Below are 24,357 nucleotides of genomic sequence, written 5' to 3'. Positions count from 1 at the left end.
CTGTTCGACGACGTTACGCTTCTTGCGGAAGTGCTGCCTTATGCGTATGGATGACATTCGCATACCAATGCGCGCTGTCTTTCCAGATTCGTTCCTGTGTATCGAAATCGACATAGATGATGCCGAATCGTTTGTCGTAGCCGAAGCTCCACTCGAAGTTGTCGAGTAACGACCAGAGGTAATAACCGGCGATGTTCATGCCTTCCTCATTCAGATCAGACACGGCTTGCAGATGCTGCGCGACGTAATCGATCCGGTTTTGATCGTGAATCTTGCCGTCAACGAGCTGGTCGTCAAACGCAGCCCCGTTTTCTGTGATGAAGATCGGCAGGTCCGTATACTCGGCCCGCAAGCGGCGGATCAAGTCCTTGAATTCACTTGGAGCGATATCCCAGCCCATGCCGGTTTTGTCGTAATCCGAGTACGCGTCTTTGTGTAAGAAGTCACTCGCGGCACTGAACTCAACCAGGTTCCGGCTGTAGAAGTTGATCCCGAAGAAATCACATGGTGTCGAAATCGTCGCGAGGTCTCCCGCGTGGATGAAGTCGTACGTATGGACGTATTTCGAGAACAGATTCATCATGTCGACCGGATACTGTCCTTTGAAGATCGGATCAAGGAACCAACGATTCGCATAGCCGTCGGCATTGTTCATCGCGATCTGATCGTTGACGGAATCCGTTTTCGCGTACTTCGGTGCCAAATTCAATGTGATGCCGATCGGCGTCGCTGAATTGAACTCCCCTTTCAGCATCTCGACCGCTTTTCCGTGTGACAACAGCATATGGTGAACGGCCCGGACGGCTTCATTCATGTCCGTGTGACCCGGTGCATGCTGACCGAGGTGGTAGCTCAAGAAGCCGGCACACCATGGTTCGTTGTGCGTAATCCACGAGTCGACGATATCGTCGAGTTCTTCGAAGCAGACACGGGCGAAGTCGAGGAACCAGTCGACCGACTCACGGTTGACCCAGCCGCCTTCTTCGTGCGCCCACATCGGGAGATCCCAGTGGTAGAGGGTGACAGCCGGCTTGATGCCTTCTTCCTGCAAACGTGTTGCCAGTGTCTTGTAGAAGGCCATCCCTTCCGGATTGAACTGCCCTTTACTCGGGAAGATCCGTGGCCAGGCAATCGAGAAGCGGTACGTGTCGACGCCTAACTGTTTGATGTGTTGAATATCTTCTTCAAAACGGTGGTAATGATCGCAGGCGACATCCCCGTTATGTTTTTCAAAAACTTTTCCGTCCGTATCGCAGAACGTATCCCAGATTGACGGCGTACGACCACCCTCGTCGTGTGCGCCTTCGATTTGGTACGAGGACGTCGCCGTCCCGAAGACGAAGTTCGGTGTAAATTTCATAGATGTAAGCCCCTTTACCAGTTTATTCTTTGACGGCACCAGCTGAGATGCTGCTGACGATGTATTTCGAGAGGAACAGGAATGCGATCATGATCGGTACGACGGAAATCGCGATTCCGAGATAGAGCGAACCGAGGTTTTCCGCGACTTGTGATCCTTTGAGGAAGCCCATCAAGACCGGTAACGTGTACTTTTCCGGTGAGAAAAGCAACACGAGCGGCATGATGTAGTTGTTCCATGAACCGATGAACGTAAAGATCGACATCGTGGCAATTGCCGGCATCATCATCGGTAACGCAATCGTGTGGAAGATCCGCCATTCACTGGCGCCATCCATCCGTGCCGCTTCCAGCAAACTCGGGTGCATGACCGTCTGTAAGTACTGACGGACAAAGAACACCGTAAACGGACTGGCAATCGCCGGAACGATCAACGGGATGAAGCTGTCGAGCAGACCTAAGTTCTTGCTGAGTTCGTAAAACCCAATCAAGCCGAGTTGTCCCGGGATCATCATCATGACAAGCATGAAGACGAACAGGACGTTTTTTCCTTTGAACTGGTAGAAGGCAAATCCGAACGCGGTCATCGCCGAGAAGTAACCCGATAAGACGGTGACGAGGACGGCGATGATCAGACTGTTCTTGAAGCCGGACCAGATGTTGACGTAAGAGCTTAAGGCGGCGTAGTTTTCAGCGAGCGAGTTCCCTGGAATCAATGAGAAACCGGATAACACTTCTTCGTTTGAGCGGGTCGCGTTGATGATCATCATCAAAAACGGAATGATACAGGCGATCGTCAAGGCAATCAGTCCGACGTAGATCAGACTTTTCCCGAACCAGGCTTTTTTCTGTTTCGGTGGTGGTGTCAACTTCAGTGGACGTTCTGAACGCTCCGGTTGATCTTCCGTTTGTGGCACGATCCGACGTGCTTCTGCATTTCGTTCCATCGGTCAGGCTCCTTTCGGTGAACGTTCTTTTCGGAACATCCCTTTGAAGACGATGATTGAAAAGACGAGTGTAATGGCAAACAATCCGTATGCAACAGCAGCGGCGTAGCCATAGTTGTTGTATTTAAAGGCTTGGTTGTACAGATAAAGCACCATCGTGTTCAGGGCACCATCCGGCGCACCGACACCATCCGTGATCAACATCGGTAAGTCGAACAATTGTAGTCCGCCGATCAGTGACGTGATCATGATATAGAGCAGAATTGGTTTTAAAAGCGGTAACGTGATCCGCGAGAAGATTTGCCAGCGTGTCGCACCGTCAATCAGTGCCGCTTCGAAATAATCCTTCGAGATGCCCGATACGCCGGCCATGACGACGATGAACGAGTGACCGAGCCACATCCAGGTCAGGATGAGCGAGACGGAAATCTGTGCTGTGACCGGTTGCGTCAACCAGTTGATCGGCTCTGAGATCAAACCGATTTTGAGTAACATCATGTTGAGTGAACCGTGCTGCCAGTCGAGCAGGATGCCGAACAATAAGGCAACCGAGCTGATTGTGATCAAGTTCGGCAAGTAGAATGTCGCACGGAAAAACGCGAGCCCTTTCATCTTGAGCTGTAAATCCGAGAACAGTAAAGCGAGCATCAAAGCTCCCCCGATTTGCAGGATGAAGTTCAGTCCCCAAATCTTGATGGTATTGAAGAACGCTTCAATGAAGTACGTATCTCCGAGCAAACGCGTATAGTTCGCGAGTCCGACGAGTTGTTCGCCTTCTGCGCCTGTGTAGTTGGTGAAACTGTAATAGAACGTCAAGGCAACCGGATAGATGCTGAAGATCAAGAAGACGATCCAAAACGGTGCGATGAACAGATAACCATGGCGATCAAGTTTTTTCACAGGTCAAACCCCTTTCTTAAATAAGAAAAGGTGAAGCGAGGATCGCCCCACCTAGACTCCTTATTCCGGTACTTTTACGTCCGGATACGCATTTTTAACTTTTTTGTAGAATTCAGCAAGTGCTTCATCTTTCGACTTTTTGCCTTGGACATATTCCATGACCGACGCACCGTACAATGTGTCAAGCTGTTGGTCGTACTTCGTCACGATTCCCGGTGTGATCTTGTCTGCTTGATCGAGGAAGAACTCGTAGTTGTTCTGTCCGCCGAGGAACTCATCTTTGAAGTCGGTTTTGATTTTGTCCGTAACCGGTTTGTAAGCGAGGACGTCGCCTGTTTCTTTCGCCCAATCCGTCAGGAATTCTTCGTCTTGCGTCATCATTTTAACGAAATCATACGCAAGCTTTTGTTTCTTCGAATCTTTGTAGACACCTAACCAAGTACCGCCCCAGAAGTACGGGCTTGGTCCGCTTGTAACCGCCCAGTCACCGGCTGATTTCTTCGCGTTTTCTTTTAAGACACTATGTAAGCCCCATGTTGGAAGGACATACGAGAAGATTTCGGTTTCAGTTTCTTTGCCGTTTTCTTTGACTTTGACCGGCTTATCCATTCCTGCGAACCATGATGGTGACCACTCCGGCGCAAGTGCCGTGTATTGTTTTGTCCGTAATTCTTTTGCATAATCCATGTAGTTTTTCTTGTCTTCCGTCACGACGAGTTCCTGTTTGTCGTTGACCCAGGCTTGCGGCTCATTTCCTTGTGCGAACCAACGGATCGATCCTTCATCCGGGAACATTTTGTAGCCTTTGCCTTTCATCTTCTCAGCGACTTCGAAGACGCCGTCCATCGAGTTCATCATCGCACCGATTTCTTTTGGATCATCTGTGCCGAGAACTTTTTTCGCGATGCTGCGTTTGTAGTAGACGCCACCTGGTGTCGTTTGCCATGAAAGGGCACGAACGTTACCGTCTTTGTCTTTCCCCATGTCATAGACATACGGGATATAGTCATCTTTGACGTCACCTGCGTTAAACGGTTTTTCCGACAGGTTCGCCCAATAGCCCGCGTCGACCCATTGTTTCAAGAAGGCGATTTCACCGGTGAAGATATCCGGTGCTCCGACGCCGCTCTCAAGTGCCGGCTTTAACTTCGTCGGGTAGTCAGCGATTGGAACGATCGTCAATTCGACTTTGACGCCGTTTTTCTCTTCGAACTTTTTGATTGGTTCTTTTAACTCATCCGTGAACGACCAGATTTTAAGAACTTCCTTGCCGCCGCTCGTTTTTTCCTCTTCGCCGCCTGAACATCCTGCTAAAACGCTTGCTGTTAATGCGCCGACTGTTAATACGCTGACTAACTTCTTCTTCATGTCATCCCATCCTTCTCGTCTGTTGGTAGTCCCCTAAGTAAGCGGTCTCATTTATTATCCAAAAATATCGAAAGCGCTTTCGTAAATGGTCTGAAAAAAGTTCCGAAAGCCCTTTCGGAAACGTACAAAAAAATATCATGTATTTCGAAACCGCTCTCGCGTTTTCTCGAAGACAACCTGCGAGAGCGATTCCGAAAAGGATTATGGTTTTACGGGTCCTGTCGACTGACGGACGATCAAGTCGACTGGAATGATATCCGTCGTCATGACACGTCGTTTGTTGACGATTTGTTCGATTAACAGTTCTGCTGCATGTTGGCCGATTGTTTCCGTATCTTGCCGGACCGTCGTCAGCTTAGGTGTAATAAACTTAGCCAGTTCGATGTCATCATATCCAACAACCGAAAGATCTTCCGGAATCCGTAAGCCGGCTTCATGAATCGCATCAATCGCACCAATCGCCATTTGGTCACCTGCGACGAAGACAGCCGTCGGTTGTTCCGGTAGTGCTAATAACTCTTGCATGGCCTGTTTTCCTTCTTCAACCGAAAAGAATCCTCCGCTGACGATATACCCGTCAGGAATCGGTAGTGCTAAACGTTCCATTGCTTGCTTATACCCTTCAATCCTGGCAGATCCTGCGTCAGTCGTCGTATCCCCTGCGATATGGGCGATTAATCGATGACCCAATTGGTATAAGTGATTAACTGCCAATTCGCCGCCGGTAAGGTTATCCGAGAAGACGACACTGCAATCGGTACTGTCCATGTCGACGACAACGATTGGAATCGAACTTTGAATCAGTTCCTGGACATGCTTGTCCATTTGATCGGAACAGATGACGACGATGCCGTCGACGGCCCGATGCTGGAAATGCTCGAGGTAACTCATGTCCCGATTCCGTAGATTCCGCGAGGCGAAGATCAAGTCATAACCTTGTTGCTCTGTTGCTTTCCGGAAGCTTTCGATGATCGCATTGAAGAACGGATGCATCATCCCGACTCCATGTGCTTCCGAGAACATGACGCCGATCGTCCAGGATCGTTTCGTCGAGAGCGACTGGGCGTGGGCGTTCGGTAAGTAGCCCATATCGGCTGCCGCCTGAACGATTTTCGCTTTTGTCTTCTCACTGACGTCGGAATAATTATTTAAGGCTTTTGAGACCGTCGTGATCGAAAAACCAGTTATTTTCGCTAAATCATAAATTGTACCCATATAACCACTCCATTTCACCGAAAGCGCTTTCGATAAATTTAGTATAGGTGGGAATCTGGAAAGACGCAACCATTATTTGCGAATTTATTTGGAATTTAAAAAATAAATGATATCGCTTTCATTTTTAATCAGAAAGCCCTTTAAACAAGAACAAACGTTTGGTATACTATAAGTATCAGCCAACCGTGCTTAAAATGGAGAGGAGCATCTATATGCCGATTACCCCCTACCTTGTGTTCAACGGCAATACCCGTGAGGCGATCCATTACTATGCCAACATCTTTGGTCAAGACATCCCCGACATCATGGAGTTTGGTCCTGGCAATGGTCCCGACGGTCAACCGTTCGAAAAAGGCATCCAGTCGCTTGTCTTGCATTCGCAATTAATTATTCACGGGACACGCATCATGTTTTCCGATGCGATGCCGCATGATCCCGTGACGATTGGACAAAATGTCACGCTGGCTCTGCATCTGTCAGACGTTCCACTCATTCATGAGACATTCGATAAGCTGGCGAAAGACGGCAACGTCATCATGCCGATTCAAAAAACGTTTTGGAGTGAAGCCTACGGCATCGTCGAAGATCCGTTTGGTGTTCAATGGCAGCTGAATCACGAGGTGAGTGAAGTACCTACCACTTAATATTCTCAGGCGACTTTTATTCTAAAAGTCGCCTTTTTAATGCAATTAAATCAATGCAAAGTGACCTTTTAACGTGACGTTATGGTTCAACGTCTAATTGTTAAATAATACAATTCAATTACTGTAAAATTAAGCATTTAATTCAATTGTTTTGTATCTGTTAAAGAATAGTAGTAAAAATTTGCTACTGTTATATCAACTACAAAGGAGGGCTTATTTTGAAAAAAATTGCGTTCATCCTAGTCATGAGTTTACTAATTTCAACTTTGTCACCATCCATTTTAGTCAAAAACAATGCCACAAATCCTGGATATGATCGAGAACCGAACAAAGAATACACAACACAAACTAATTCACTGAGCATTGGATATCATACTGCTGATGCTTGGGCGGTGTTAGTTGGTAGATTAATCATAAAAAGTGCTACACGATTAGCTAAAATAGGATCAAAAACGTATAAAAAAGTTCCTAAAAGCAAGGTCGTTAATGCACTAAAAAATTATAAAGGAACTGCTTATTCGACGGGTTCGAAAAAATATGTCATTACTAAAACAGATATGAAGTATGAAGCATATGCTAGAAAGACATCATCCAAGATATTGGACTTATAGTAAAAAAAATGTGAAAAAGCAGACTTTTTTTGATTCGAAACTATCGATTAAAGATGTAGAATCTATTGCCATAAATGTAGCCAAACAAAATAGAAGTGGTCTTTCAAAAGTTTCTTCTACAGGTTCGAAGCAATTTACAGGAACAGTCGATGGCGTAAAATATGTCATGGGAGTTGAAAAAGGACATATACGCCAACTTTATCCATTATTAAAATAAGGAGCGTGCTTTATGGATATCCAAACTTTTATCTTTTTGGAGAATGAACAAAAACATGTAAATATTACAGAACGAGAGCGCATTCAAGCATATATTCAGCAAAAAGAGGATTGGTTAGACGATGGCTTTTTAAATCTAGACGGTAAAATTTCTTTCACCAAAAATGGAATCATACAAGGAGCCGATTATTCAGACGAACTTGGACCACTGTGGCAATACTATGCAGATGCTTTGAGAAACTTTCTAGAGAATGGCTCTGCTACATTTTATTATCCGAACACTCCAATAGAAGTTAGCTTTAAAAAAGTGAGCACAAGCCAACTATTATTAACCATCGATCAAGAAGAGGTTATATATCAAACGGCAGACTTCATTCAGACTTTCAAACAAGCAGCTTTATCTTTTCATCAGCTCATCGAAATCATTTCTGATCGAAAATACGAGGACGATTTACTCCAAAAAATAGTGACCTTGCCGCAATGATAAAGGGCGATTCCGTAATAGGGAATCGCCTTTTGATTAGCTTTTGCTTAAGGAAATCGAATGCACAGTCGATTGAATAAACTGCTTCAACCACGCTTGTCTTGCTTCTACTGAAAAATCTTCATTTCCGAACTTCTCTACTCTGAAAGGAAGCATTTCTAAAAACTGATGCTCTAGTGCTTGCCGTGCCTATAAAATACCAATTGTCCCTTCTATTTCTGATAACGATCGATTCATACCATAGGCTTGTTCAGTGTGATACGATATAAACCCGTTCGCCCATTCTGTCGGACGTTCTTGAAGCACCTTGCGGAAACTCCATTCAAGGACATACATAGTATCAGCCGCTAAAGCTTCCGTTACAAACAGTTTCCATTTCTTCAATATTATTGGCTGATGCAGTTCAAACGGTAAGTTCATAAATATTTCGTGCTCGTAGAAACTCAAATATTACTTCTGAAACGTCCTGTTCTGATTATCACTGGCGATACAATAACAGAACGTAGTCATTAAACGTTTCAGCAAACTGCATTATATCTGCCGAAGCGTATTTTTCTTGAAAGTCTGCCCATTCATTGATTGTTAAGTAAGCGATACTTTCATAATCCGTGGGATGTATATCTACCTCGATATGAAGATGCGTGTCGCTTTGTCGTGCTTTTAATAGACGTGTGTTGGTGCTTCAACTGTTGTCGTGTTTCCGAAACCTAGAAGTCCTTCGACCAAAAAGAGCTTCGTTGGTATTGAATCATATCCTGGTTAAAGAATCGGTATTCCAGAGCACATTTTACAATTAAATACATTTTTTATTCATTATAGTTATCAATAATCGAAATTGTTTTATTTGCCACTTCACTACCAAGTGACTCATATAAATCCTTATCACCAATGATATAAAATTCCTCTTTTGCTCGTGTAGCAGCTACATTCATCATATTTGGATCAGAAACAGCCCACCTTGCTGCACTACTGCTATTTGAGTCCGCTCCAAGAACAAAGTAGACAATTTTCGCTTCTTTCCCTTGAAAAGTATGCACTGTACCAACATTTGATGCTTTTCCATTTTCTCGTTTCGTGAAGTCAATCTCATCTAAAGTTTGCGTAAGTTTATGCGCCACATTTCTAAATGGAGATATGACGTATATTTCATTGGCTAAATCAGGATTTTCTTGCATCCGTTTTTCAATTAGATTTTTTAGTAATTCGGCTTGTTCCTTAACAAATTTGTCGTTTGCTTTTCCTGTCGAGACATACCACTGCGATTTTCCTTCTGAGTCTTCTAATTTACCTTGCACCATTAGACCACCATATGATATCTCATTCGCAATTGTAAACATTGGATAGTTAGAACGCCTATGAACCCAAAGTGGTATACCAATCCATTCATCAGCATTTTTTTGAAAGCCATATTGACTTGTATCATCCACGATTGTTTGAGTAGATGCATCGGAAGATACAAATTTTTCATCAACATTGAAATGCCTACCAATCAAGTTCAGAACATTTGAATCTATTGTTACTACGGGTTTTATTTGTGATGGATCTCCAACAACCATAACCTTTTTACTTCTAAAAATGGCGCCAACACTAGCTTGCGGTAGTGCCTGCCCCGCCTCATCGATGAATACATTACCTATTGAATTTTCATTAAGATTTTTAAACATCCTACCAAAACTAGCAAAAGTAGTACTGATAATAGGAATAGTGAAATTCAACCATTGCCATGATTCTGAAATCAACTGATATCCATTCTCTTTTCCAATATATTTAGACTGGCTACTCCAAATAATTCTTGCAGCTTTTAAATGTTTCTTGTTTTCATATAAAAACTGTTTTCTGACTTGTAATGCTAAAATGAATAACTTTGATTGCAATTTGCGGAACTCTTCTGTCGACCATGGATTAGACTTTTGAAGTTCACCGTATGATAATGAAAAATCCAACCCCATGGCGCCATTTTTAGATATAATGTTTTCCAACACTTCAATTTCTTTTTTTAATTTTTCCAAATGATTTTTCTCTTTAATTGTCCATTGGTCAAAGTCAACTTGTTTGTTTTGAACTTGCTTACGAGAATACTCATCTAGTTCAGTATTTTTCTTTAATTTATTTTCAAGCAGCATAACATCACTTAACAATTTAGTTTTTTGTTGAGATATGCGATTTAAATGATCATTTGCATGATTAAGAGCTTTAAAGTATTTCTCAACTTTTGGTTTATTAAATACTTTCTGAAACCACAAAAAACTTGGTTTCTGCGAAATGACTACAGTATAATTCCTTTCAGCTTGAGCTTTTACATCAGTCAAATTATTAATTTCAAAGGTAAGATTTGATAAATCTTTATTTAGTTGTATATTTTCTTGCATCAGTTTCTCATGCTCAAGCTTTGCTTCTTTTTGATCTAATTCTAAAGTTGTTTTTTTCTTCATCTCTTCTTGTTCAGAAGTATTGAGTTTCTTAGCATGTTCAATCTTTAATTTTCGAAGAGAAGATATTTGTTCACTACATTGTTGAATTTCATTTCTTTTAATTTTTACTTGACTATAAAGAAATAAAAATTCTTGAAAAATATCTACATTTTTTTGATAGTTTTCTTCAAGTTCTTTTTCGATTGCTTCAACAGTTAAGAGGAATGTATTGATGTTTCTTGATGCTCCACCTTCCAATGAAAATGTTCCCCAGTTTTCTTCAAACAAAAGCTCACTTTCAATTTCACGATTCTTTCCAAAACCTTTGCCTTTTAGGTTGGAATTAGAAATATCTTTAAAGTAGTGCACTTCCGCTAGCAGATTTTGAAATTCGTCAGCAATCTCTGATTTCTTCGGTAATTCTTTCACAATATTTTGGACTGCTCCATTGTTTGAACTTGCAACAATAATATTTTTTTCTGAAATAGATAACGGTAAAATACCGAGTTTAGCCTTTTGCCAATAAATTAAGCTTCCTTTAATATTTTTATCAGAAAGTTGAGCTATTTCCACTGCTTGTTGTACTACTAGATCAGCGAAGATATCTTTTAACAATGTCGTCTTCCCTGTACCTGGTGGTCCATTAACACTTCGAATATCATTTCTATCATTCAACGCTAAATTTACAGCAACCTGTTGCATGAACGAGAGTGAATGTTTGGGATTGCTCGGAAATCGTCCTAACGGATAAAATTTAGGTTGTAAAATATTTTCTTTGAAAATATGAGGGTTAAAATTAGTCGACTCTTTTTTCCCATCTAGATTTTGTCGAGCTCCTGAGAATCCGTTAAAATAACGATCTAAATTTTCATTAGTCATTTTCTTTGCTTTGTTCAAGTCTTCGATAAAGAATGAATGTAAGTTTGTATCTCCATTATCCAAGTTTTTCATAAATGCATAGCGAAAGTTTTCTTCAGAAGCATTGTATTCTTGTAAAAGCCGCGAAATTGTAAAGTTAAAATCTTCACTAAATTCTCTGTTCAATTTTTCTCTAAAGGAGTTTTCGACTTTTAAAAAATCTTGTGGGAAATCACCATATCGGTGGATATATCCGCTCATCGTATAGAATAATTTGTCTGCTATAAAATTTAATTGATTATCAAAACATAAAGTAAATGTGAATTTGTTAGAATTACTAATTTCTTCTTCCGTTTTAGTAATCTTGTATTTTGCTCTCAATATATCCACGACTTCTTGAAAATTAAAAATATTAAAGTATAATACCAGGCCTGACTTCTTGAATAACTTATCTGATACTTCTTTTTCTTCTTTTTGTTTGGTTAAAAAATCTAAAAAAAACATTTTCCAATCTTCCACTTTTTTATATGTATATAAAGGGGTTAATGATTTGTCTCTCTTATTAATAGAACCTTCGGATAGTTGCTCTATAGTAATCCAAGCATCTAAAATATTTTCTCTTTTGTTCATACATTCTCTCCTAATACTATTCTTGTATTTCAAAACTTTGATAATAGAAGATATAAAATCTATTTTTTCGTCGTCAGTCGTTCATTAAAAAATATAGATTAATTCTAAACAATATAGTGTCAGTCACCATTTTATATAAGTATTGTAAACTTTTATTTTTTATTTTTATATATAAAGTATCATTATCAAATATAAATGGCTTTCCCATCCTTGGAAACGGCATATTCTTTAATAATCGCTCTACTTTCATAGTATCAAACGGTACTTTTAGTTCCACTGTTTGCGCATCTTTGATTTCTCGATACTTCTCCGCATGCAAATATTCATAAAAGAACGGCGCCACTTCTTCAGCCGTAATCGGCTCCATCCAATGTTCTTCACCCCGCTCGAGCATCGCCAGCAACACAACCATCTTATAGCTCCGGTTCATCACCGTCTTTTCGACCTGTTCAATCAGTTCACGGTTAGCATCGTAAGTCTTTACTTCTTCATCCGTCAATTCACCTTGTTCCTTCAGGAAACCAACGTACGAGCCCCACTCTTGTTTATAACCAGTCGGCACGGCTGTCAGTTGACCAATCTCAACGTAGGTTGGACGACGCCCGATATCGAGCTTCAATTGTTCGTAGCTCTCAATCAATCGGAGTTTCCGCTGATTCGGTTGACGCATCCGATGAATGATATTCAATGCTTGTGTATCAAACTCGATGATGCATCCTTTCGGTGGCGTAATTGGCTCCGTATCCCCACGCTTGAACTTGTCTTTTACTGTTCCAAGTAACATCAGCTTCGTTTCAACGTTGTTATAGTTGCCGATCAGATCGATGATGACACAATGTGATTTATCGCTCGCTAAACGTAACCCTCGTCCAATTTGCTGCGTGTAGATTGCAATCGATTCTGTCGGCCGACAGAATAGAAGTGTATCCACTTTTGGGATGTCGACTCCTTCATTAAACAAATCGACCGTAAAGACGATCTCTAACGCCCCCTGCTCAAACTCTTGAATCCGTTCCCGTCGATTGACGGTCTGTCCGGTTAAGGCAATCGCCTGATGTCCCATTTCCCGGAATGTCTGCGCTAAATATTCAGCTTGGCGGATCGACGAACAAAAGCCAATCGTCTTCGTCTGCCTGTGCTTCGACCAAGCGGCATAGATATTTTCTGAGACTGCCCGATCAATCTGTGCCTGTTCCAGTTCCATCGCATCATATTTCCGTCCCATCCGCCGTAGTTGCGAATAGTCGATGACGTCATGAATCCCGTAATAATGGAACGGTGTCAGAAATCCTTCGTTGATCGCTGACGTGAAGTGCATTTGAAACGCAACGTGATTGTCGCACAGTGCATAGACGTCCGCCCCGTCCATGCGGTCCGGCGTCGCTGTCAGTCCCAGCAAAAACCGGGGTTCGAAATGCGCCAGGACCTTTTGATAACTTTTAGCTGCTGCATGGTGGAACTCATCGATGATGATCAAATCAAAATAGTCTTTTGCAAACCGTTCAAGATGCCGGTTTTGGGATAACGTCTGGACTGAGCCAAACAGCACGTCCGTCTGTTCATCGTTCGTACGGTCTGATCCGATATACAAAGCCGTTTGCCAATTGGGTTCGACCTTTTGAAACGAACGTTCCGCTTGTTCCAGTAATTCACGCTGGTGTGCAAGGAACAGAATTCGTTTAAAACCACGTGCAAAGAATGCACTGAGATACGTTTTCCCAAGCCCGGTTGCAAGTACGGTCAAAGCACGCGTCCGTCCTTCTTCCATCGTTTCCCGAAGTGCCCGTAAGGCTTCCTCCTGCACCCGGTGCGGCAGAATCTCCTCGGACATGACGAGCTGTTGCTCCGCATAGTCAACTTCCGGTTCTGCGACATATTGCCGTGCGTCATGTTCCTGCCGGTATGCTTCAAGGACAATCGGATTCAGGTCTTGAGCTGCTTCACTTAAGTAAAAGTCCATGAATGCTTCAATCGCATCATCTAAAATATGCGGCGCGACAGCTTGAGGCAAATGGAGATTCCACTCGACACCGGTTCGAAATGCACTTTTGGAGATATTCGATGAGCCGACAATCGACAGACCCGTCTCCGCATTGCGGAACAAATAAGCTTTCGGATGAAACGCCCGTCCGCCGGAGCGATAAAACCGGATTGACAGACCGTCTAGTTTCAATAATTCGGCCAACGCCTCAGGGTCCGTGATATGTAAGTAGTCGCCGATCAAAAAGTGAACATCAGCGCCCCGTTCGACGGCACGACGTAACGACGGTAACAACAGTTCGACACCCGAACGTTGCGCAAAGGCAGCGACGATATAGACTTCATCAGCTTGGTCAATGGCATCGACCAACGACGCATACAGGTCATGTGTCGTCAGTTTTGCTGCCGGAATCAATCTTCGACCTCAATCAGATACAGCTTGTCATCAAAGCCGCCCCGCTTATCGTGTTTCGTCAGCCGGATTGCTTCAAGTTGTTCCGGTGTTGTCCCGTGCGTCCGAGCCAGCGCGTGAATTAGTTCCAATAAATCAGCCAGTTCTTCGACCGCTTCTTCGGTCGTCGTTGCTTCTTCATATTCGGCTACTTCTTCATGCAATTTCCGTTTCGCTTCGACAAGGAATTCTTCCTCGTTAAGTGTCCGGAACGTTGCTTTTTTTCCGTTCCGAGCAATGATAGTTGGAATCTGATCCCGGACTAATTTATGATAAAGAGGCATTGGATTCACTCCTTGTAAGTATGGTGATGGTGTTGTAAAAATTATCCTATAGTTCAAGGCAGATAGCACGTTCTACATACGATTTATTTTAGATTAGAGGAGGAGTTTTCATGAGTTCATTCCAGAAAATCGAAACAACTAACGCCCCGGCTGCCATCGGTCCTTATTCACAAGGTTTCATCGCTAACGGTACGTTTTATGCCTCAGGTCAAATCCCGATCAATCCTGCGACCGGTGAAATGGTCGTCGGTGGCATTACGGAGCAGACGGAACAGGTCATGAAAAACGTCGATGCCATCTTAAAAGAAGCCGGTCTGACACCGGACCGTGTCGTCAAGACGACGTGTTACTTAACGAGCATGGATCATTTCGCTGCGTTTAATGACATCTACTCGGACTACTTTGCTCCGCATAATCACTTCCCGGCACGATCTTGTATCGCCGTCAAAGAGTTGCCGAAAGGTGCTTTGGTCGAGGTTGAGATTTTAGGATTAGTTTAATTTCTTAAAGCACGTCACTTTTGGTGGCGTGTTTTTATTACTTTTTTATTTTCTTCATCCGCTTTTTCGCTTCCAGTGACATCGCCCCCACTATCGCAATCAACTGTGGAATGAGCATCAAGAGACTGACGAGCAAAATCAGTTGTTCCGCCGTCAACGGTTTGAAGTAGCCGTCAAAGCCATAGGCATCTGTTTGACCTGCAAAATAAACAGAGATGAAGTAAGACAGAACATTGCCGGCCATCACAAACAGCAGATGACCCCATCGCTGACCGATGGAAGCGAGAACCGTGAATCCGACAAGTAACAGTAGATAACCGAGTAATGTCCCTGTCTTGAAGTCTTCGAGCAACGCCAGGTAGACGAATGGAATACAATAGCCGGCTAAGACAGCTAACCCGATCCACCACTTCTTCATCTAAACTCCTCCTTTTCAAACTGACGGTACAGCCAATCCCGAAGCAGTTCCCAGCGTTCCGGATAGGCGTTACTGCCCTGAGACGCTCTGTTTCCCTCCGATTCGGTCCAACTGATTTCCCAATATGTCCCGTCGAGAATCAGCCATTCCGTCGTGTATTCCGGTTGCCAGTCGATGACCCCGGCCTTCTCTAAACGTCGTGTCAGCTCCTGCTGTTGCTGTCGGGACAAGAGAACGATCGTTTCTTCTCCCGTTCCCTCTTCCAGCCGCAATTCCCGGGTCGCGGCCGTCCATGTAAATAGTTGTTCTTCTCCCATGCCGGACTCCCGGTAACGGAATTGTTGGATTGGATTGTCGCTCATTTTTCATCTATCCTTCCTTGTTCACTCCTGTTATTTCCAGTATAATTCATTTTCCGTTTTCTACCTATATCAAAAAATAATCAGGTTCTGCTGATGGACTTATTTCCAATCGGCAGTTGCTTTTTCATCTTTTCGATTCTATACTGTCAATAACAGTTAAGTGTTATTGACAGTTATAAACCATGATAGATCAGGAGGGATTTACGTTGAAACATACCGGTCGCCACACAGGCGCTTTTTTACTCTTATTCCTTGCGAAAGGTCCCACCTATGGCGGGGATCTGCTCCAACGCTGCGAGCAGGAATTGCCGTTTAACCCGATTGATAGTGCGATTCTCTACCGGACACTCAAAAAGCTTGAAGAAGAAGGGTTCGTCACCTCCATCGTCACTACGTCTCCCCAAAACAAGATGGTGAAAATGTATCAGATGACATCGTCCGGTCGGGCACAGCTCGACCGCTTTCATGAGGACATCGAACAAAAGCTCCAAAATCTGCTGTATTTCCAGACGCATTATGCAAAACAGGTAAAATCCGATGGTTAACAGCATCGTGCTGTACGGAATTGTCATTCTTCTGTCCAGTTTTTCCTTCTACAAGGACAAACAAAAGACGCAGGCGGCATTTGCGAAAGCCTGGAAAATCTTTACGAACCTGTTGCCGGATCTCCTGGCCATCCTGTTGTTCGTCGGTTTGTCGTTATCGATTCTGTCGCCTGCTCAAATCTCAGCCTTACTCGGACAGGATGCCGGATTTCTTGGTATCATACTGTCACTCGTCATCGGGGCGATTGCTTTGATTCCGAGCTTCGTTGTCTTTCCGCTCGGAGCGACCTTGCTTGAGAATGGTGCCGGACTGGCGCAAGTCTCAGCTTTAATGGCCTCACTGATGGCCGTCGGAATCATGACGATCCCGTTAGAGAGCCGCCTGTTCGGCAAACGGTTTGCTTACGTGCGCAACCTGTCCGCCCTTATGATGTGTCTGTTCTTTTCGTTACTCGTCATGGAGGTGCTTGGATGAAACGGATCAAAACATATGGCTTCTTCCTCACAATGTCCGTCCTCTTGCTCGGACTTCTGCTTATTGATCCTGTACGCGGTCAGCATGCCGCCCGGCTCAGTTTTAAGAGTCTGCTTGATATGCTGCTTCTGTTGCCACCGATTTTGGTACTGGTCGGTCTACTTGATCAATGGATAAAAAAAGACACCCTGCTAAAATACATGGGACTAGATGCAGGGTTTCAAGGGTATTTGTATGTCTTATTACTGGCTGCCATCGCAGCCGGTCCGCTCTATGTCGCTTTTCCCGTCGCCGTTCTCTTGCTCGAAAAAGGCGCCAGCGTCCGGTATGTCGTCTTTTTCCTCGGAGCGTTCACGACGGTCAAGTTACCGGTCCTGCTGTATGAAATTTCTTCGTTTGGTCTTGTCTATACAGCGCTTCACATCGGTTTTGGTCTGCTGTTCTTTTTCATGACAGCCCAACTTTTTGAACGGTATCAGACCGCTTTGCAGATGAAATCATTTTAAAAACAGGAGGTTTTTCATGATGGATCAACAGCTGTTTCTCTTCGGTGGCGGTCCGCCGTTCACGCCAATGCTTTGCGAACAATTCGTCTCTTGTCTCGACCAGTCAGGACCGGTTGCTTTACTGTATGTCCCGCGTCCTGGCTCAAACTGGGACGATTATGCCCCGATTTATACAGATGCCTTAACAGCAAATGGCGCGACAAATTTCTTCCACTTTCCGTTGTCTGCACGTCCGACACCTGAACAACTCGAACAGTTAGCTGGAAGTGTCGGAATCATCATCTCGGGCGGGGAAACGGAACGGTATCAACAGTTCATCGTCGGCACACCAATCGGTACCATCATTCAAGAACGGTTTCAGCACGGCGTTCCTGTCGCCGGATTTTCAGCCGGTGCCTTATTGACACCAAACGAATGCCGGATTCCGGCGATTGATCAACGGGACGGGAACGCACTTGTCTTGAATGGGCTCGGACTGCTTACGGATGCTGTAGTTTCCGTCCATTACGATACATGGCAGGAAGAGACGAACTTGTACGAGGCGTTTATAAAAACGGAGAGTACTTTCGGCTACGGTTTACCGGAACGAAGCGGTATTTATCTGAAGAATGGTCGGCTGATGCAACAGGAAAGACCGGAAGCAGTTCTTCTCAGGCAAAAGGGGGAAAACATATGACAACGATTGTAACAGCCGTCAAAGGCATCGTGCAGTACGACAACCGAATCTTAATCGTTCAACGCGCCGCTGCCGACTCCGGTGGCGGAACGTGGGAATGTCCGGGTGGAAAAATCGATTTTGGCGAGTTGCGGAAGACAGTCTGATCCGGGAAATCGAGGAAGAGACCGGACTGACGGTCACCGTCGACCGGATTGCGTATGCTTCGAGTCTGATGACCCACCCGGACCGCCAAGTCATTTTGCTAGTTTACTTCTGCACCGCTACGACCCGGACCGTCGAATTGTCCGACGAGCACGACGCCTATCTATGGGCAGATGAATCGACACTCCGCCAACAGATTGCACCGAATATCCTAGCTGATTTTGAACGGTATCAGATTTTTCCGCAATTGGTTTCCTCTTAAAGACAATTCTTCCTATAGTACTACGCGATTTTAATTCAAGTCACCAGCTCGGACACGTCACTTTTAGTGGCGTGTTTTTTGTTATGAAATGTCTGTCTGTTGAAACACTACTTTTGATAAATTACCTGCCAATATATCTCTCATTTAGTTAGATATTTAAAATCCGCTTGTATTCAGGATAAAAGATTCCTAAAATGAACAAGTATGTCATGCCATTTAAGGAGTCTACCTATGAAACTATCCTTTACTTACTTTGCGTTACCACTAGCTGCCCTTCTCTTAACGGGATGTGCCGGTGAAGAAACAACTTCGCAAGAACCAAAGATTGATCAAGCAACCATTCAACAGGATTCATCGAAGCAGGCAGAAACAGAAACTAAACCGGTCGAATCAGACAAGACGTCTGAGAAACCCGTTACGAAAAAACCTGCGAACACCGAAACGGCCATTGCTGACGCGACAGCCAAGTCTTCGAAGAACTCCGTTTTTTCGGGCTATACAAAACTGACCGTCGACGGGGGCGATATGTCGGGTGACCGGGAACCAAATGTCGTCGTCAACATCGGTTTTGGCGACCGCGAGTACTGGGCCTTTACGAACGAACACGCGCAACTGGTCAAAGTCGTTGCCAAAAAAATCACCTTACAAAATGATGCCGAGGAGACGACATCATCCGGCCGTTACTATTCGGATGAAGCGAAGGTCCCCGGTGTCGAGAGTCCGCAGCTTGACGAGGGACACGTCATTGCCGACTCGCTCGGCGGTGTCTCAAACGCCTATAACATCACGCCACAGGACAGCACTCTCAATCGCCACGGCGATCAAGCTTATATGGAAAACACCATCCGCAAGGCCGGTGAGGTGACAGACTTTGAAGCGACCATTACGTATCCCGATACGACGACACAAATCCCGTCGCATTATCACTATACGTATACGCTACGTGGAAATAAAATCGTTGATGATTTCGATAACGTCAACCCGGATGAAGTGAATGCCGAACTCGGTCTGACTGAAGACAAAGAAGAACCGACACAAGCCCCTGCCGATCCGGAACCAGCTTCCGACACAACGGGTGATGTCTCAACTGTCGATACCGACGGCAACGGACAAGTCACGATCCAAGAAGCCAAAGACGCCGGTTTCGCTATGCCGATTACAGAGGACCATTGGCTCTATCCCCATATGCGGGACAATGACCATGACGGGATGGTCGGCGAATAAGTTTTACGTGCAGCATGAAACAAACGGACTCCGAGGAGCCCGCCTGTTTGTGTTGGATTATTCTTCGCTGTAGCCGACGACCTTGTTCCGTCCCGTCTGCTTCGCTTGATAAAGGGACTGATCGGCCTTTTGGACGACTTCAAACGATGTCTCGCCTTGATCCGACGAGGCCGCCCCGATCGATAACGTGACATGGAATGCCGGATACGTGCTGAAAACAAAATGTTGATCGGCGCAGGCCAAGCGAATCGTTTCCCCGAGGCGGACGGCTTCTTTGAGCGGCATGTCCGGCAATAACAAGACAAACTCTTCCCCGCCGTAACGCCCAACGAGTGCTTCGTCAGGACAACAGTGTTGCAACAGATGGCTCAGCTGTCGTAACACGACGTCGCCCCCGTCATGGCCGTATGTATCATTGACCGACTTGAAGAAATCGATGTCGACGATCAAGACAGAAAAGGCAAAACCATCTTTGTCATAAGACGCAAGGGTCTCGTCCAGTTTCCGCCGGTTGGCGAGATTCGTCAGTCCGTCGGTCAATGCCAGTTCCTGTTGCATCTGAACGAACTGGAAGTGTTTGCGTAATTCCTGCAGGAAACGGTATGTGACATAACCGCCCAGTAAAATGAAAACAATATAGACCAAGGCGATTTCAAGAAATCGGTCAAACGTTGCCGTCAATAAATAGAGGGCCGGTAAACTGTATCCGATACCGATGCCAATCAAGATCAAATAATCTTTGAGCGTGTGTGAAGCAAAACGACGATAAATGCTTGCCGTGACGAGTAAAGCGATACAAATCAAGCCGGTCAGAATCAATCCTTCGTAAGCACCCGGCGGCGTAATCGCAAACCGTGCCCCAAGAATCGCGAGCGTCGTAATCCCGCCACTGACCCAGCCGCCGTAATAATATGCCGTGACAAGAGCGACGAGCCGTAAATCAATTTTTGCCCCATCATACGTAATGCTGTTGAGAACAAGCAATACACTGATAAAACCGGCAATTACCCCTACCAGGATGCGAATTTTGACCGGCGAAGCCGGTGAAATTCGTTTGACGTGTCGGAGTGGTAAAAATGCAAATAAGAGTGATGTAATCAACAATGAAAAATTCAACAGGAACTGATTAAACTGACTCAACATGGCACACGGACACCCCTTCGACTGACAAACTTCATACTCTGTACAGTTCTCTATCGGATGGTCTGCTTCCTGTCTTGAGCTTCTTTGCAGGTTTCCATTTTTTTCATCAGGGAAACACTTCAAAGAGACCGTTTCCACTTAAATAAGGGGGTATTCAATCATGGATATGAAAGAGGAAAAAAAGAAAAGTAAGATGCCGTTCTTCGTCATTCTCGTCGTCATTATTTTTGTTGCCGTCGCCGCTGCCCTGATTATTTACGTTACCTCAGAACCAAAAGAAGAAACACAACAGCTCTTACAGATGACGACGAGTTTCGTCTCGACTTACCTGCCACATGCCAGCTGACAGTGGACATCCTCGGATGTCCTTTTTTGTGCGCTCAACCTTTACAAGAACGCTACGATTCCTTCATAAAATTATCGTCTTTCCTTCCCGATAGGAAACATGGAGGCGATAAAACGAATGAAGCAACCTACACAGAAAAAAAGATTATTGGCCCAACAATTAAACAACTGGCTGATCCCGATCGTCGCGATGGGTCTGTTACTGATCAGTGCTTTAAGCGTCGAAGAACTCTACCGCGCGTCGACAAAGTCCGTCAGTGAACGGCTCGAACGGGAAATGACGATGCTCGATGCCAATATCCGTTCGATCTACTTAGCCTATCCGGAAGACGAACAGGAACGGACACGCGCCATCAAACGCTTAAAAAATCAGCAGCTCGCCGATATGGCACGGGACGAGTACGATGCGGCCATTCAGTCGCTCGCAACTAAAAACGTAGCCATCCAACCGTTGACGTTGACGGCACAACAGAAAAAAGATGTGATGCAACAATTGAAGCAAACACGGGTGACAACGTTTACGAGCAACAACCGGTTCGTTCTCGCGATGTCGATTCAAGAAGTGAATGATGTCCTGTTCTTATCGGTCGATCAAGCACGATTGGTCGCACCCGCTAAGGCACTCGCCTTGAAACTCGGTGTGCTCGGAATCATCGTCCTCTGTTTCGTCAGTCTGTTGATTCGGGCCCGCATCAAAAAGCAATTGGCTCCACTGTCCGTCTTGTCCTTAAAGATTGAAGAGGCGTACGCGAGGCGGACCTATCAGCCGATCAGCATCAAGACGACGACGTTTGAATTACAGCAATTGACGCACCAATACAACCAACTGATGCAGCAAGTCGGTAGTTTGACACAAGAAATTTCGATTGCGAGCGAACGACTGGAGGCGACTCAACCCGGTTTTTCGTCCCAACTCGCCTCGATTGATGAATCCGTCCTCGCTGTCCATCAAGTGGCGACGTCGTTGACAAACCAGTCGACGCAGATGGAACAGATCATCACGGAATCCGGGCAACTGTTGACGACCTCAATCGAGGCACTCGCGACGATGGACGAGTCGATCCAAACGAGCCATCAACGGGTCAGCTCCTTTAATGACGAAGCGACGACGAGTCACCGGATTCTAGACTCATTGCAACAGGATACAACGTTGTTACGGACCCTGTCTGTCAACACGTCACAGTCACTGGAAGAAGCGACAGAGCGCAATCAACAAATGCATGCCTCGATCCGCTACATCCAACAGGTCGCGGAAGCGACACGCCGCTTATCGTTGAATGCCTTGATCGAAGCAACACGCGCAGGCGAAGAAGGCCGTGGTTTCGTCATCGTCGCAAAAGAAGTCGAATCACTCGCACTCGACATCAAGCGGAGTATCGATCACATCAACCAGGCGAACCGGGATTTGACGGCAAGCTTCGGACAAATCGAACAAGATGTTGTCCAGATGACGAATCAAATCGAGACAACACACGAACAACTTGAACAGAGCACCCGCCGGATTGCTTCCGTCCTCAATCATGCCCAACAGATTGAAGCTGCACTCATCCAGGTCGAGACGGACCGGACGCTCGTCTATTCGGTCCAACCGCGGATTCGGGAACACTTCCAACTGATCGAAACGATTCTGTTTGAGCTGACCCACTACAGCCAATCCCTTGAAGCAAACATTCAGGCCAACAGTGCCCGGCAACAGGAACTGAAACAGCATGGTCACATCATCGGTGAACAAATCGAGTCCCTCAACCGGACGATTGTCGGTCCGTCCCATTAAAGATAAACAGACCCTGTGCTGAGGCACAGGGTCTGTTTATTGCTTAACTAGTATACTGGGCTTCCTTTTTGTCGATGATATTGCGAATCCGGTTTTCCGTCACCTGATAGGTCAACGCCAACCGGCGAATCGAAAGCTCGGTTTGATACCGAAGCCGAATCTCCCGGATTTGCCGCGGCGACAATTCGATATGCTGCATCAATAACAGGTCGAACTCGTCAAGGAGCGATGCGTACGCTTGAGTTGTCGACGGTTTGACGGTCAGATTATCAATCTGATCGTTTACGCGATCACCGTCTGCCCGGATAATCCGGTCGTGCGTGGCCTCGGAATCGAGAAATGCCTTGGCGACGAGCTCAGCGACATAAAACCGTTCCCCGCGTCCTTGTTTGTACAACGTCACTTTCCGGTAGCCTTCCTGATTGATCCATGGGCGCAACACGACACCTTGCCGCCGTTGTTTGACACCACGACTCGTCTCGATGATCCGGTCGAGCGACCGAACGTTCCCTGCTGTTGAGACTTGATACATGCCTGCATAGCCCTGTACTGCCTTCCAATGTTCCATATAATCAACGACCTCCATTCGGTCCTAAAACGACGACATGTCTTACTGTTATTATATCATTTTACGAACAAACGTTCTAATAGGAACACTCTGTTTTTCTGTGCTAGTATTAACAAAAAAAGGAAGATGTGTCAGGATGAAGTTTGTACTATTACTCGGTCCGCAAGCGGTCGGCAAGATGACGATTGGTCAGGAACTCGAGCAAAAAACGGGCATGAAATTATTCCACAACCATCAGACGATCGACTTGTTGCATCCGTATTTTGATTTCACGAAACCGGCGCATCATAAGCTAAAGGACTTGATCCGGCGGGAGATGTTTAAGGAAATGGCGGTCAGTGATCTCGAAGGCGTCATCTTTACATTTTTGTGCCTGTTTGGCGTCGAGGGCGGCGGTATCGAATTCATCGAAGAGACCGTTCAACTGTTTGAAGAAGCCGGTGCCGAAGTCTTCATCGTTGAACTGGAAGCCGCTCTGTCGACCCGTCTTGCCCGGAATCAGACGGAAAATCGTTTACTACATAAGTTCACGAAACGGGACATCGCCGCGTCGGAAGCCAACTTGCTTGAAACCGCTGAACAGTACCGGACGCATTCGCTTCCGGGGGAACTGCCGTATCCGAACTACTTACGGCTTGATACCGAGGGCCGTTCAGCCGGCGAAAGTGCCGAAACGATTTGCCGACACTTTAATTGGTCGACGAATCTGGTCGAACGATGAACCGATCCAAGCAGACGTATTTTCCAGTGTTCTTGACGCTCGGTTTGCTGCTGTTTAACATGTTGACGTCCTACTTACTGAGCGGACGGTTTTTCCCGAATCTCAGCCTGTGGGTGCCGATCGGTCTCAACATCTTGGTCGGACTCGGGTATATCGTTTCGCTGGTGCTTGGTCTCCGATCGACAAATAACTACGTTCAATGGTTCAGTATGTTGGCGAACACTGCCTTTTTACTGTCGTTATCGGTCATCACCTTTATGTTGTTGCTCGCAAACGGCATCTCAGAACCGTAATCCGGACACGAAAAACCGTCTCTTCAGAAGCACGTTTTCTGAG

28 protein-coding genes are annotated in these 24,357 nt (G+C 45.3%); 16 read left to right on the top strand and 12 right to left on the bottom strand.

Annotation, left to right across the window (positions count from 1 at the left end; translation table 11 throughout):
- Positions 1-13 precede the first annotated feature (13 nt).
- The 5 genes from MUN34_RS12015 to MUN34_RS11995 form a co-directional block, all read right to left on the bottom strand.
- Positions 14-1,360 (bottom strand): GH1 family beta-glucosidase, encoded by a 1,347-nt coding sequence (locus MUN34_RS12015; protein WP_247857900.1) that lies wholly within the window; start codon positions 1,358-1,360, stop codon positions 14-16.
- A gap of 22 nt (positions 1,361-1,382) precedes the next feature.
- Positions 1,383-2,306, bottom strand: coding sequence for a carbohydrate ABC transporter permease (locus MUN34_RS12010; protein ID WP_247857899.1), 924 nt, complete (start codon positions 2,304-2,306; stop codon positions 1,383-1,385).
- A gap of 3 nt (positions 2,307-2,309) precedes the next feature.
- The gene (locus MUN34_RS12005) at positions 2,310-3,206 is read right to left on the bottom strand and encodes a carbohydrate ABC transporter permease (protein ID WP_247857898.1); all 897 of its coding nucleotides are present in this window, start codon (positions 3,204-3,206) and stop codon (positions 2,310-2,312) included.
- A gap of 60 nt (positions 3,207-3,266) precedes the next feature.
- Complete coding sequence (locus MUN34_RS12000) at positions 3,267-4,574, bottom strand: ABC transporter substrate-binding protein (protein ID WP_071499455.1); 1,308 nt, start codon at positions 4,572-4,574, stop codon at positions 3,267-3,269.
- Positions 4,575-4,775: 201 nt separating this feature from the next.
- A complete protein-coding gene (locus MUN34_RS11995) occupies positions 4,776-5,789 on the bottom strand; it encodes a LacI family DNA-binding transcriptional regulator (protein WP_247857897.1) in 1,014 nt (337 codons plus the stop codon).
- 212 nt (positions 5,790-6,001) lie between these two features.
- Here MUN34_RS11995 and MUN34_RS11990 point away from each other — a divergent pair, with 212 nt between their 5' ends.
- The 4 genes from MUN34_RS11990 (at position 6,002) to MUN34_RS11975 (ending at position 7,744) form a co-directional block, all read left to right on the top strand.
- Positions 6,002-6,433 (top strand): VOC family protein, encoded by a 432-nt coding sequence (locus MUN34_RS11990; protein WP_247857896.1) that lies wholly within the window; start codon positions 6,002-6,004, stop codon positions 6,431-6,433.
- 218 nt (positions 6,434-6,651) lie between these two features.
- Positions 6,652-7,044: a hypothetical protein gene (locus tag MUN34_RS11985; protein WP_247857895.1), complete on the top strand. Its 393-nt coding sequence runs from the start codon at positions 6,652-6,654 to the stop codon at positions 7,042-7,044.
- Positions 7,007-7,261, top strand: coding sequence for an EndoU domain-containing protein (locus MUN34_RS11980; protein ID WP_247857894.1), 255 nt, complete (start codon positions 7,007-7,009; stop codon positions 7,259-7,261). Before MUN34_RS11985 ends, MUN34_RS11980 begins: the two co-directional genes overlap by 38 nt.
- A 12-nt stretch (positions 7,262-7,273) precedes the next feature.
- Positions 7,274-7,744, top strand: a complete 471-nt coding sequence (locus MUN34_RS11975) for a hypothetical protein (protein ID WP_247857893.1) — start codon at positions 7,274-7,276, stop codon at positions 7,742-7,744.
- A gap of 806 nt (positions 7,745-8,550) precedes the next feature.
- Here MUN34_RS11975 and MUN34_RS11970 read toward each other — a convergent pair.
- From MUN34_RS11970 to MUN34_RS11960, 3 genes are all read right to left on the bottom strand, one after another.
- A complete protein-coding gene (locus MUN34_RS11970) occupies positions 8,551-11,643 on the bottom strand; it encodes a DEAD/DEAH box helicase (protein ID WP_247857892.1) in 3,093 nt (1,030 codons plus the stop codon).
- Positions 11,644-11,716: 73 nt separating this feature from the next.
- Positions 11,717-14,038 carry a DEAD/DEAH box helicase family protein gene (locus MUN34_RS11965; RefSeq protein ID WP_247857891.1) on the bottom strand — a complete coding sequence of 774 codons (2,322 nt, stop codon included), beginning with the start codon at positions 14,036-14,038 and terminating at the stop codon, positions 11,717-11,719.
- Complete coding sequence (locus MUN34_RS11960) at positions 14,035-14,358, bottom strand: nucleoside triphosphate pyrophosphohydrolase (protein WP_247857890.1); 324 nt, start codon at positions 14,356-14,358, stop codon at positions 14,035-14,037. The genes MUN34_RS11965 and MUN34_RS11960 overlap by 4 nt, the downstream gene beginning before the upstream one ends.
- A gap of 110 nt (positions 14,359-14,468) precedes the next feature.
- On the opposite strand from MUN34_RS11960, the gene MUN34_RS11955 reads away from it, so the two are divergent.
- Positions 14,469-14,858 carry a RidA family protein gene (locus MUN34_RS11955; RefSeq protein WP_014969327.1) on the top strand — a complete coding sequence of 130 codons (390 nt, stop codon included), beginning with the start codon at positions 14,469-14,471 and terminating at the stop codon, positions 14,856-14,858.
- A 37-nt stretch (positions 14,859-14,895) separates the two neighbouring features.
- Here MUN34_RS11955 and MUN34_RS11950 read toward each other — a convergent pair whose 3' ends face one another.
- Positions 14,896-15,276: a hypothetical protein gene (locus MUN34_RS11950; protein WP_247857889.1), complete on the bottom strand. Its 381-nt coding sequence runs from the start codon at positions 15,274-15,276 to the stop codon at positions 14,896-14,898.
- Positions 15,273-15,638, bottom strand: coding sequence for a hypothetical protein (locus MUN34_RS11945; RefSeq protein WP_247857888.1), 366 nt, complete (start codon positions 15,636-15,638; stop codon positions 15,273-15,275). The genes MUN34_RS11950 and MUN34_RS11945 overlap by 4 nt, the downstream gene beginning before the upstream one ends.
- A 206-nt stretch (positions 15,639-15,844) precedes the next feature.
- Between MUN34_RS11945 and MUN34_RS11940 the strand changes: the two genes are divergently transcribed.
- The 7 genes from MUN34_RS11940 to MUN34_RS11910 all read left to right on the top strand — a co-directional run bounded on the left by MUN34_RS11940 (position 15,845) and on the right by MUN34_RS11910 (position 19,470).
- On the top strand, positions 15,845-16,183 hold the full coding sequence (locus tag MUN34_RS11940) for a PadR family transcriptional regulator (RefSeq protein WP_247857887.1): 339 nt from the start codon (positions 15,845-15,847) through the stop codon (positions 16,181-16,183).
- Positions 16,176-16,658, top strand: a complete 483-nt coding sequence (locus MUN34_RS11935; RefSeq protein ID WP_114596986.1) for a hypothetical protein — start codon at positions 16,176-16,178, stop codon at positions 16,656-16,658. The genes MUN34_RS11940 and MUN34_RS11935 overlap by 8 nt, the downstream gene beginning before the upstream one ends.
- Positions 16,655-17,164, top strand: a complete 510-nt coding sequence (locus tag MUN34_RS11930; RefSeq protein WP_247857886.1) for a permease — start codon at positions 16,655-16,657, stop codon at positions 17,162-17,164. The genes MUN34_RS11935 and MUN34_RS11930 overlap by 4 nt, the downstream gene beginning before the upstream one ends.
- Before the next feature lie 16 nt (positions 17,165-17,180).
- A complete protein-coding gene (locus tag MUN34_RS11925) occupies positions 17,181-17,840 on the top strand; it encodes a Type 1 glutamine amidotransferase-like domain-containing protein (RefSeq protein ID WP_247857885.1) in 660 nt (219 codons plus the stop codon).
- Positions 17,837-17,986, top strand: coding sequence for an NUDIX hydrolase (locus MUN34_RS11920; RefSeq protein ID WP_247857884.1), 150 nt, complete (start codon positions 17,837-17,839; stop codon positions 17,984-17,986). The genes MUN34_RS11925 and MUN34_RS11920 overlap by 4 nt, the downstream gene beginning before the upstream one ends.
- Positions 17,932-18,246, top strand: a complete 315-nt coding sequence (locus tag MUN34_RS11915; protein WP_247857883.1) for an NUDIX domain-containing protein — start codon at positions 17,932-17,934, stop codon at positions 18,244-18,246. The genes MUN34_RS11920 and MUN34_RS11915 overlap by 55 nt, the downstream gene beginning before the upstream one ends.
- Positions 18,247-18,477: 231 nt before the next feature.
- Complete coding sequence (locus MUN34_RS11910; protein WP_247857882.1) at positions 18,478-19,470, top strand: DNA/RNA non-specific endonuclease; 993 nt, start codon at positions 18,478-18,480, stop codon at positions 19,468-19,470.
- A 57-nt stretch (positions 19,471-19,527) separates the two neighbouring features.
- Here MUN34_RS11910 and MUN34_RS11905 read toward each other — a convergent pair whose 3' ends face one another.
- Positions 19,528-20,613: a GGDEF domain-containing protein gene (locus MUN34_RS11905; RefSeq protein WP_026829452.1), complete on the bottom strand. Its 1,086-nt coding sequence runs from the start codon at positions 20,611-20,613 to the stop codon at positions 19,528-19,530.
- Between the two features lie 160 nt (positions 20,614-20,773).
- Between MUN34_RS11905 and MUN34_RS11900 the strand changes: the two genes are divergently transcribed.
- Together MUN34_RS11900 and MUN34_RS11895 are read left to right on the top strand one after the other, a co-directional pair.
- Positions 20,774-20,959: a hypothetical protein gene (locus MUN34_RS11900; protein WP_247857881.1), complete on the top strand. Its 186-nt coding sequence runs from the start codon at positions 20,774-20,776 to the stop codon at positions 20,957-20,959.
- Between the two features lie 117 nt (positions 20,960-21,076).
- On the top strand, positions 21,077-22,732 hold the full coding sequence (locus tag MUN34_RS11895) for a methyl-accepting chemotaxis protein (protein ID WP_247857880.1): 1,656 nt from the start codon (positions 21,077-21,079) through the stop codon (positions 22,730-22,732).
- Positions 22,733-22,775: 43 nt separating this feature from the next.
- Here the strand turns inward: MUN34_RS11895 and MUN34_RS11890 are convergent, their stop codons facing one another.
- Entirely contained in the window at positions 22,776-23,300 is a 525-nt protein-coding gene (locus tag MUN34_RS11890; protein WP_247857879.1) for an NUMOD4 domain-containing protein, read from the bottom strand.
- Between the two features lie 136 nt (positions 23,301-23,436).
- On the opposite strand from MUN34_RS11890, the gene MUN34_RS11885 reads away from it, so the two are divergent.
- Positions 23,437-24,021, top strand: coding sequence for a DEAD/DEAH box helicase family protein (locus tag MUN34_RS11885; RefSeq protein WP_247857878.1), 585 nt, complete (start codon positions 23,437-23,439; stop codon positions 24,019-24,021).
- Positions 24,018-24,314: a hypothetical protein gene (locus MUN34_RS11880; protein WP_247857877.1), complete on the top strand. Its 297-nt coding sequence runs from the start codon at positions 24,018-24,020 to the stop codon at positions 24,312-24,314. Before MUN34_RS11885 ends, MUN34_RS11880 begins: the two co-directional genes overlap by 4 nt.
- Positions 24,315-24,357 lie beyond the last annotated feature (43 nt).

The sequence above is a fragment of the Exiguobacterium sp. 17-1 genome (assembly GCF_023096305.1).
GTDB classification, from domain to species: Bacteria; Bacillota; Bacilli; order Exiguobacteriales; family Exiguobacteriaceae; genus Exiguobacterium_A; species Exiguobacterium_A sibiricum_A.
The sequence above is the reverse complement of the archived record's forward strand: the minus strand, read 5'-3'. Positions and strand labels throughout refer to the sequence as shown.

What these genes read in the sequence shown, in the direction of transcription:
- MUN34_RS11945 (WP_247857888.1), bottom strand. Translation starts at nt 15,638, where the DNA reads ATGAGCGACAATCCAATCCAACAATTCCGTTACCGGGAGTCCGGCATG.
- MUN34_RS11980 (WP_247857894.1), top strand. Translation starts at nt 7,007, where the DNA reads ATGCTAGAAAGACATCATCCAAGATATTGGACTTATAGTAAAAAAAAT.
- MUN34_RS11900 (WP_247857881.1), top strand. Translation starts at nt 20,774, where the DNA reads ATGGATATGAAAGAGGAAAAAAAGAAAAGTAAGATGCCGTTCTTCGTC.
- MUN34_RS11995 (WP_247857897.1), bottom strand. Translation starts at nt 5,789, where the DNA reads ATGGGTACAATTTATGATTTAGCGAAAATAACTGGTTTTTCGATCACG.
- MUN34_RS11920 (WP_247857884.1), top strand. Translation starts at nt 17,837, where the DNA reads ATGACAACGATTGTAACAGCCGTCAAAGGCATCGTGCAGTACGACAAC.
- MUN34_RS11975 (WP_247857893.1), top strand. Translation starts at nt 7,274, where the DNA reads ATGGATATCCAAACTTTTATCTTTTTGGAGAATGAACAAAAACATGTA.
- MUN34_RS12010 (WP_247857899.1), bottom strand. Translation starts at nt 2,306, where the DNA reads ATGGAACGAAATGCAGAAGCACGTCGGATCGTGCCACAAACGGAAGAT.
- MUN34_RS11895 (WP_247857880.1), top strand. Translation starts at nt 21,077, where the DNA reads ATGAAGCAACCTACACAGAAAAAAAGATTATTGGCCCAACAATTAAAC.
- MUN34_RS11880 (WP_247857877.1), top strand. Translation starts at nt 24,018, where the DNA reads ATGAACCGATCCAAGCAGACGTATTTTCCAGTGTTCTTGACGCTCGGT.
- MUN34_RS11910 (WP_247857882.1), top strand. Translation starts at nt 18,478, where the DNA reads ATGAAACTATCCTTTACTTACTTTGCGTTACCACTAGCTGCCCTTCTC.
- MUN34_RS11960 (WP_247857890.1), bottom strand. Translation starts at nt 14,358, where the DNA reads ATGCCTCTTTATCATAAATTAGTCCGGGATCAGATTCCAACTATCATT.
- MUN34_RS11890 (WP_247857879.1), bottom strand. Translation starts at nt 23,300, where the DNA reads ATGGAACATTGGAAGGCAGTACAGGGCTATGCAGGCATGTATCAAGTC.
- MUN34_RS11970 (WP_247857892.1), bottom strand. Translation starts at nt 11,643, where the DNA reads ATGAACAAAAGAGAAAATATTTTAGATGCTTGGATTACTATAGAGCAA.
- MUN34_RS11935 (WP_114596986.1), top strand. Translation starts at nt 16,176, where the DNA reads ATGGTTAACAGCATCGTGCTGTACGGAATTGTCATTCTTCTGTCCAGT.
- MUN34_RS11925 (WP_247857885.1), top strand. Translation starts at nt 17,181, where the DNA reads ATGATGGATCAACAGCTGTTTCTCTTCGGTGGCGGTCCGCCGTTCACG.
- MUN34_RS11885 (WP_247857878.1), top strand. Translation starts at nt 23,437, where the DNA reads ATGAAGTTTGTACTATTACTCGGTCCGCAAGCGGTCGGCAAGATGACG.
- MUN34_RS11905 (WP_026829452.1), bottom strand. Translation starts at nt 20,613, where the DNA reads ATGTTGAGTCAGTTTAATCAGTTCCTGTTGAATTTTTCATTGTTGATT.
- MUN34_RS11930 (WP_247857886.1), top strand. Translation starts at nt 16,655, where the DNA reads ATGAAACGGATCAAAACATATGGCTTCTTCCTCACAATGTCCGTCCTC.
- MUN34_RS11990 (WP_247857896.1), top strand. Translation starts at nt 6,002, where the DNA reads ATGCCGATTACCCCCTACCTTGTGTTCAACGGCAATACCCGTGAGGCG.
- MUN34_RS12000 (WP_071499455.1), bottom strand. Translation starts at nt 4,574, where the DNA reads ATGAAGAAGAAGTTAGTCAGCGTATTAACAGTCGGCGCATTAACAGCA.
- MUN34_RS11955 (WP_014969327.1), top strand. Translation starts at nt 14,469, where the DNA reads ATGAGTTCATTCCAGAAAATCGAAACAACTAACGCCCCGGCTGCCATC.
- MUN34_RS11950 (WP_247857889.1), bottom strand. Translation starts at nt 15,276, where the DNA reads ATGAAGAAGTGGTGGATCGGGTTAGCTGTCTTAGCCGGCTATTGTATT.
- MUN34_RS12015 (WP_247857900.1), bottom strand. Translation starts at nt 1,360, where the DNA reads ATGAAATTTACACCGAACTTCGTCTTCGGGACGGCGACGTCCTCGTAC.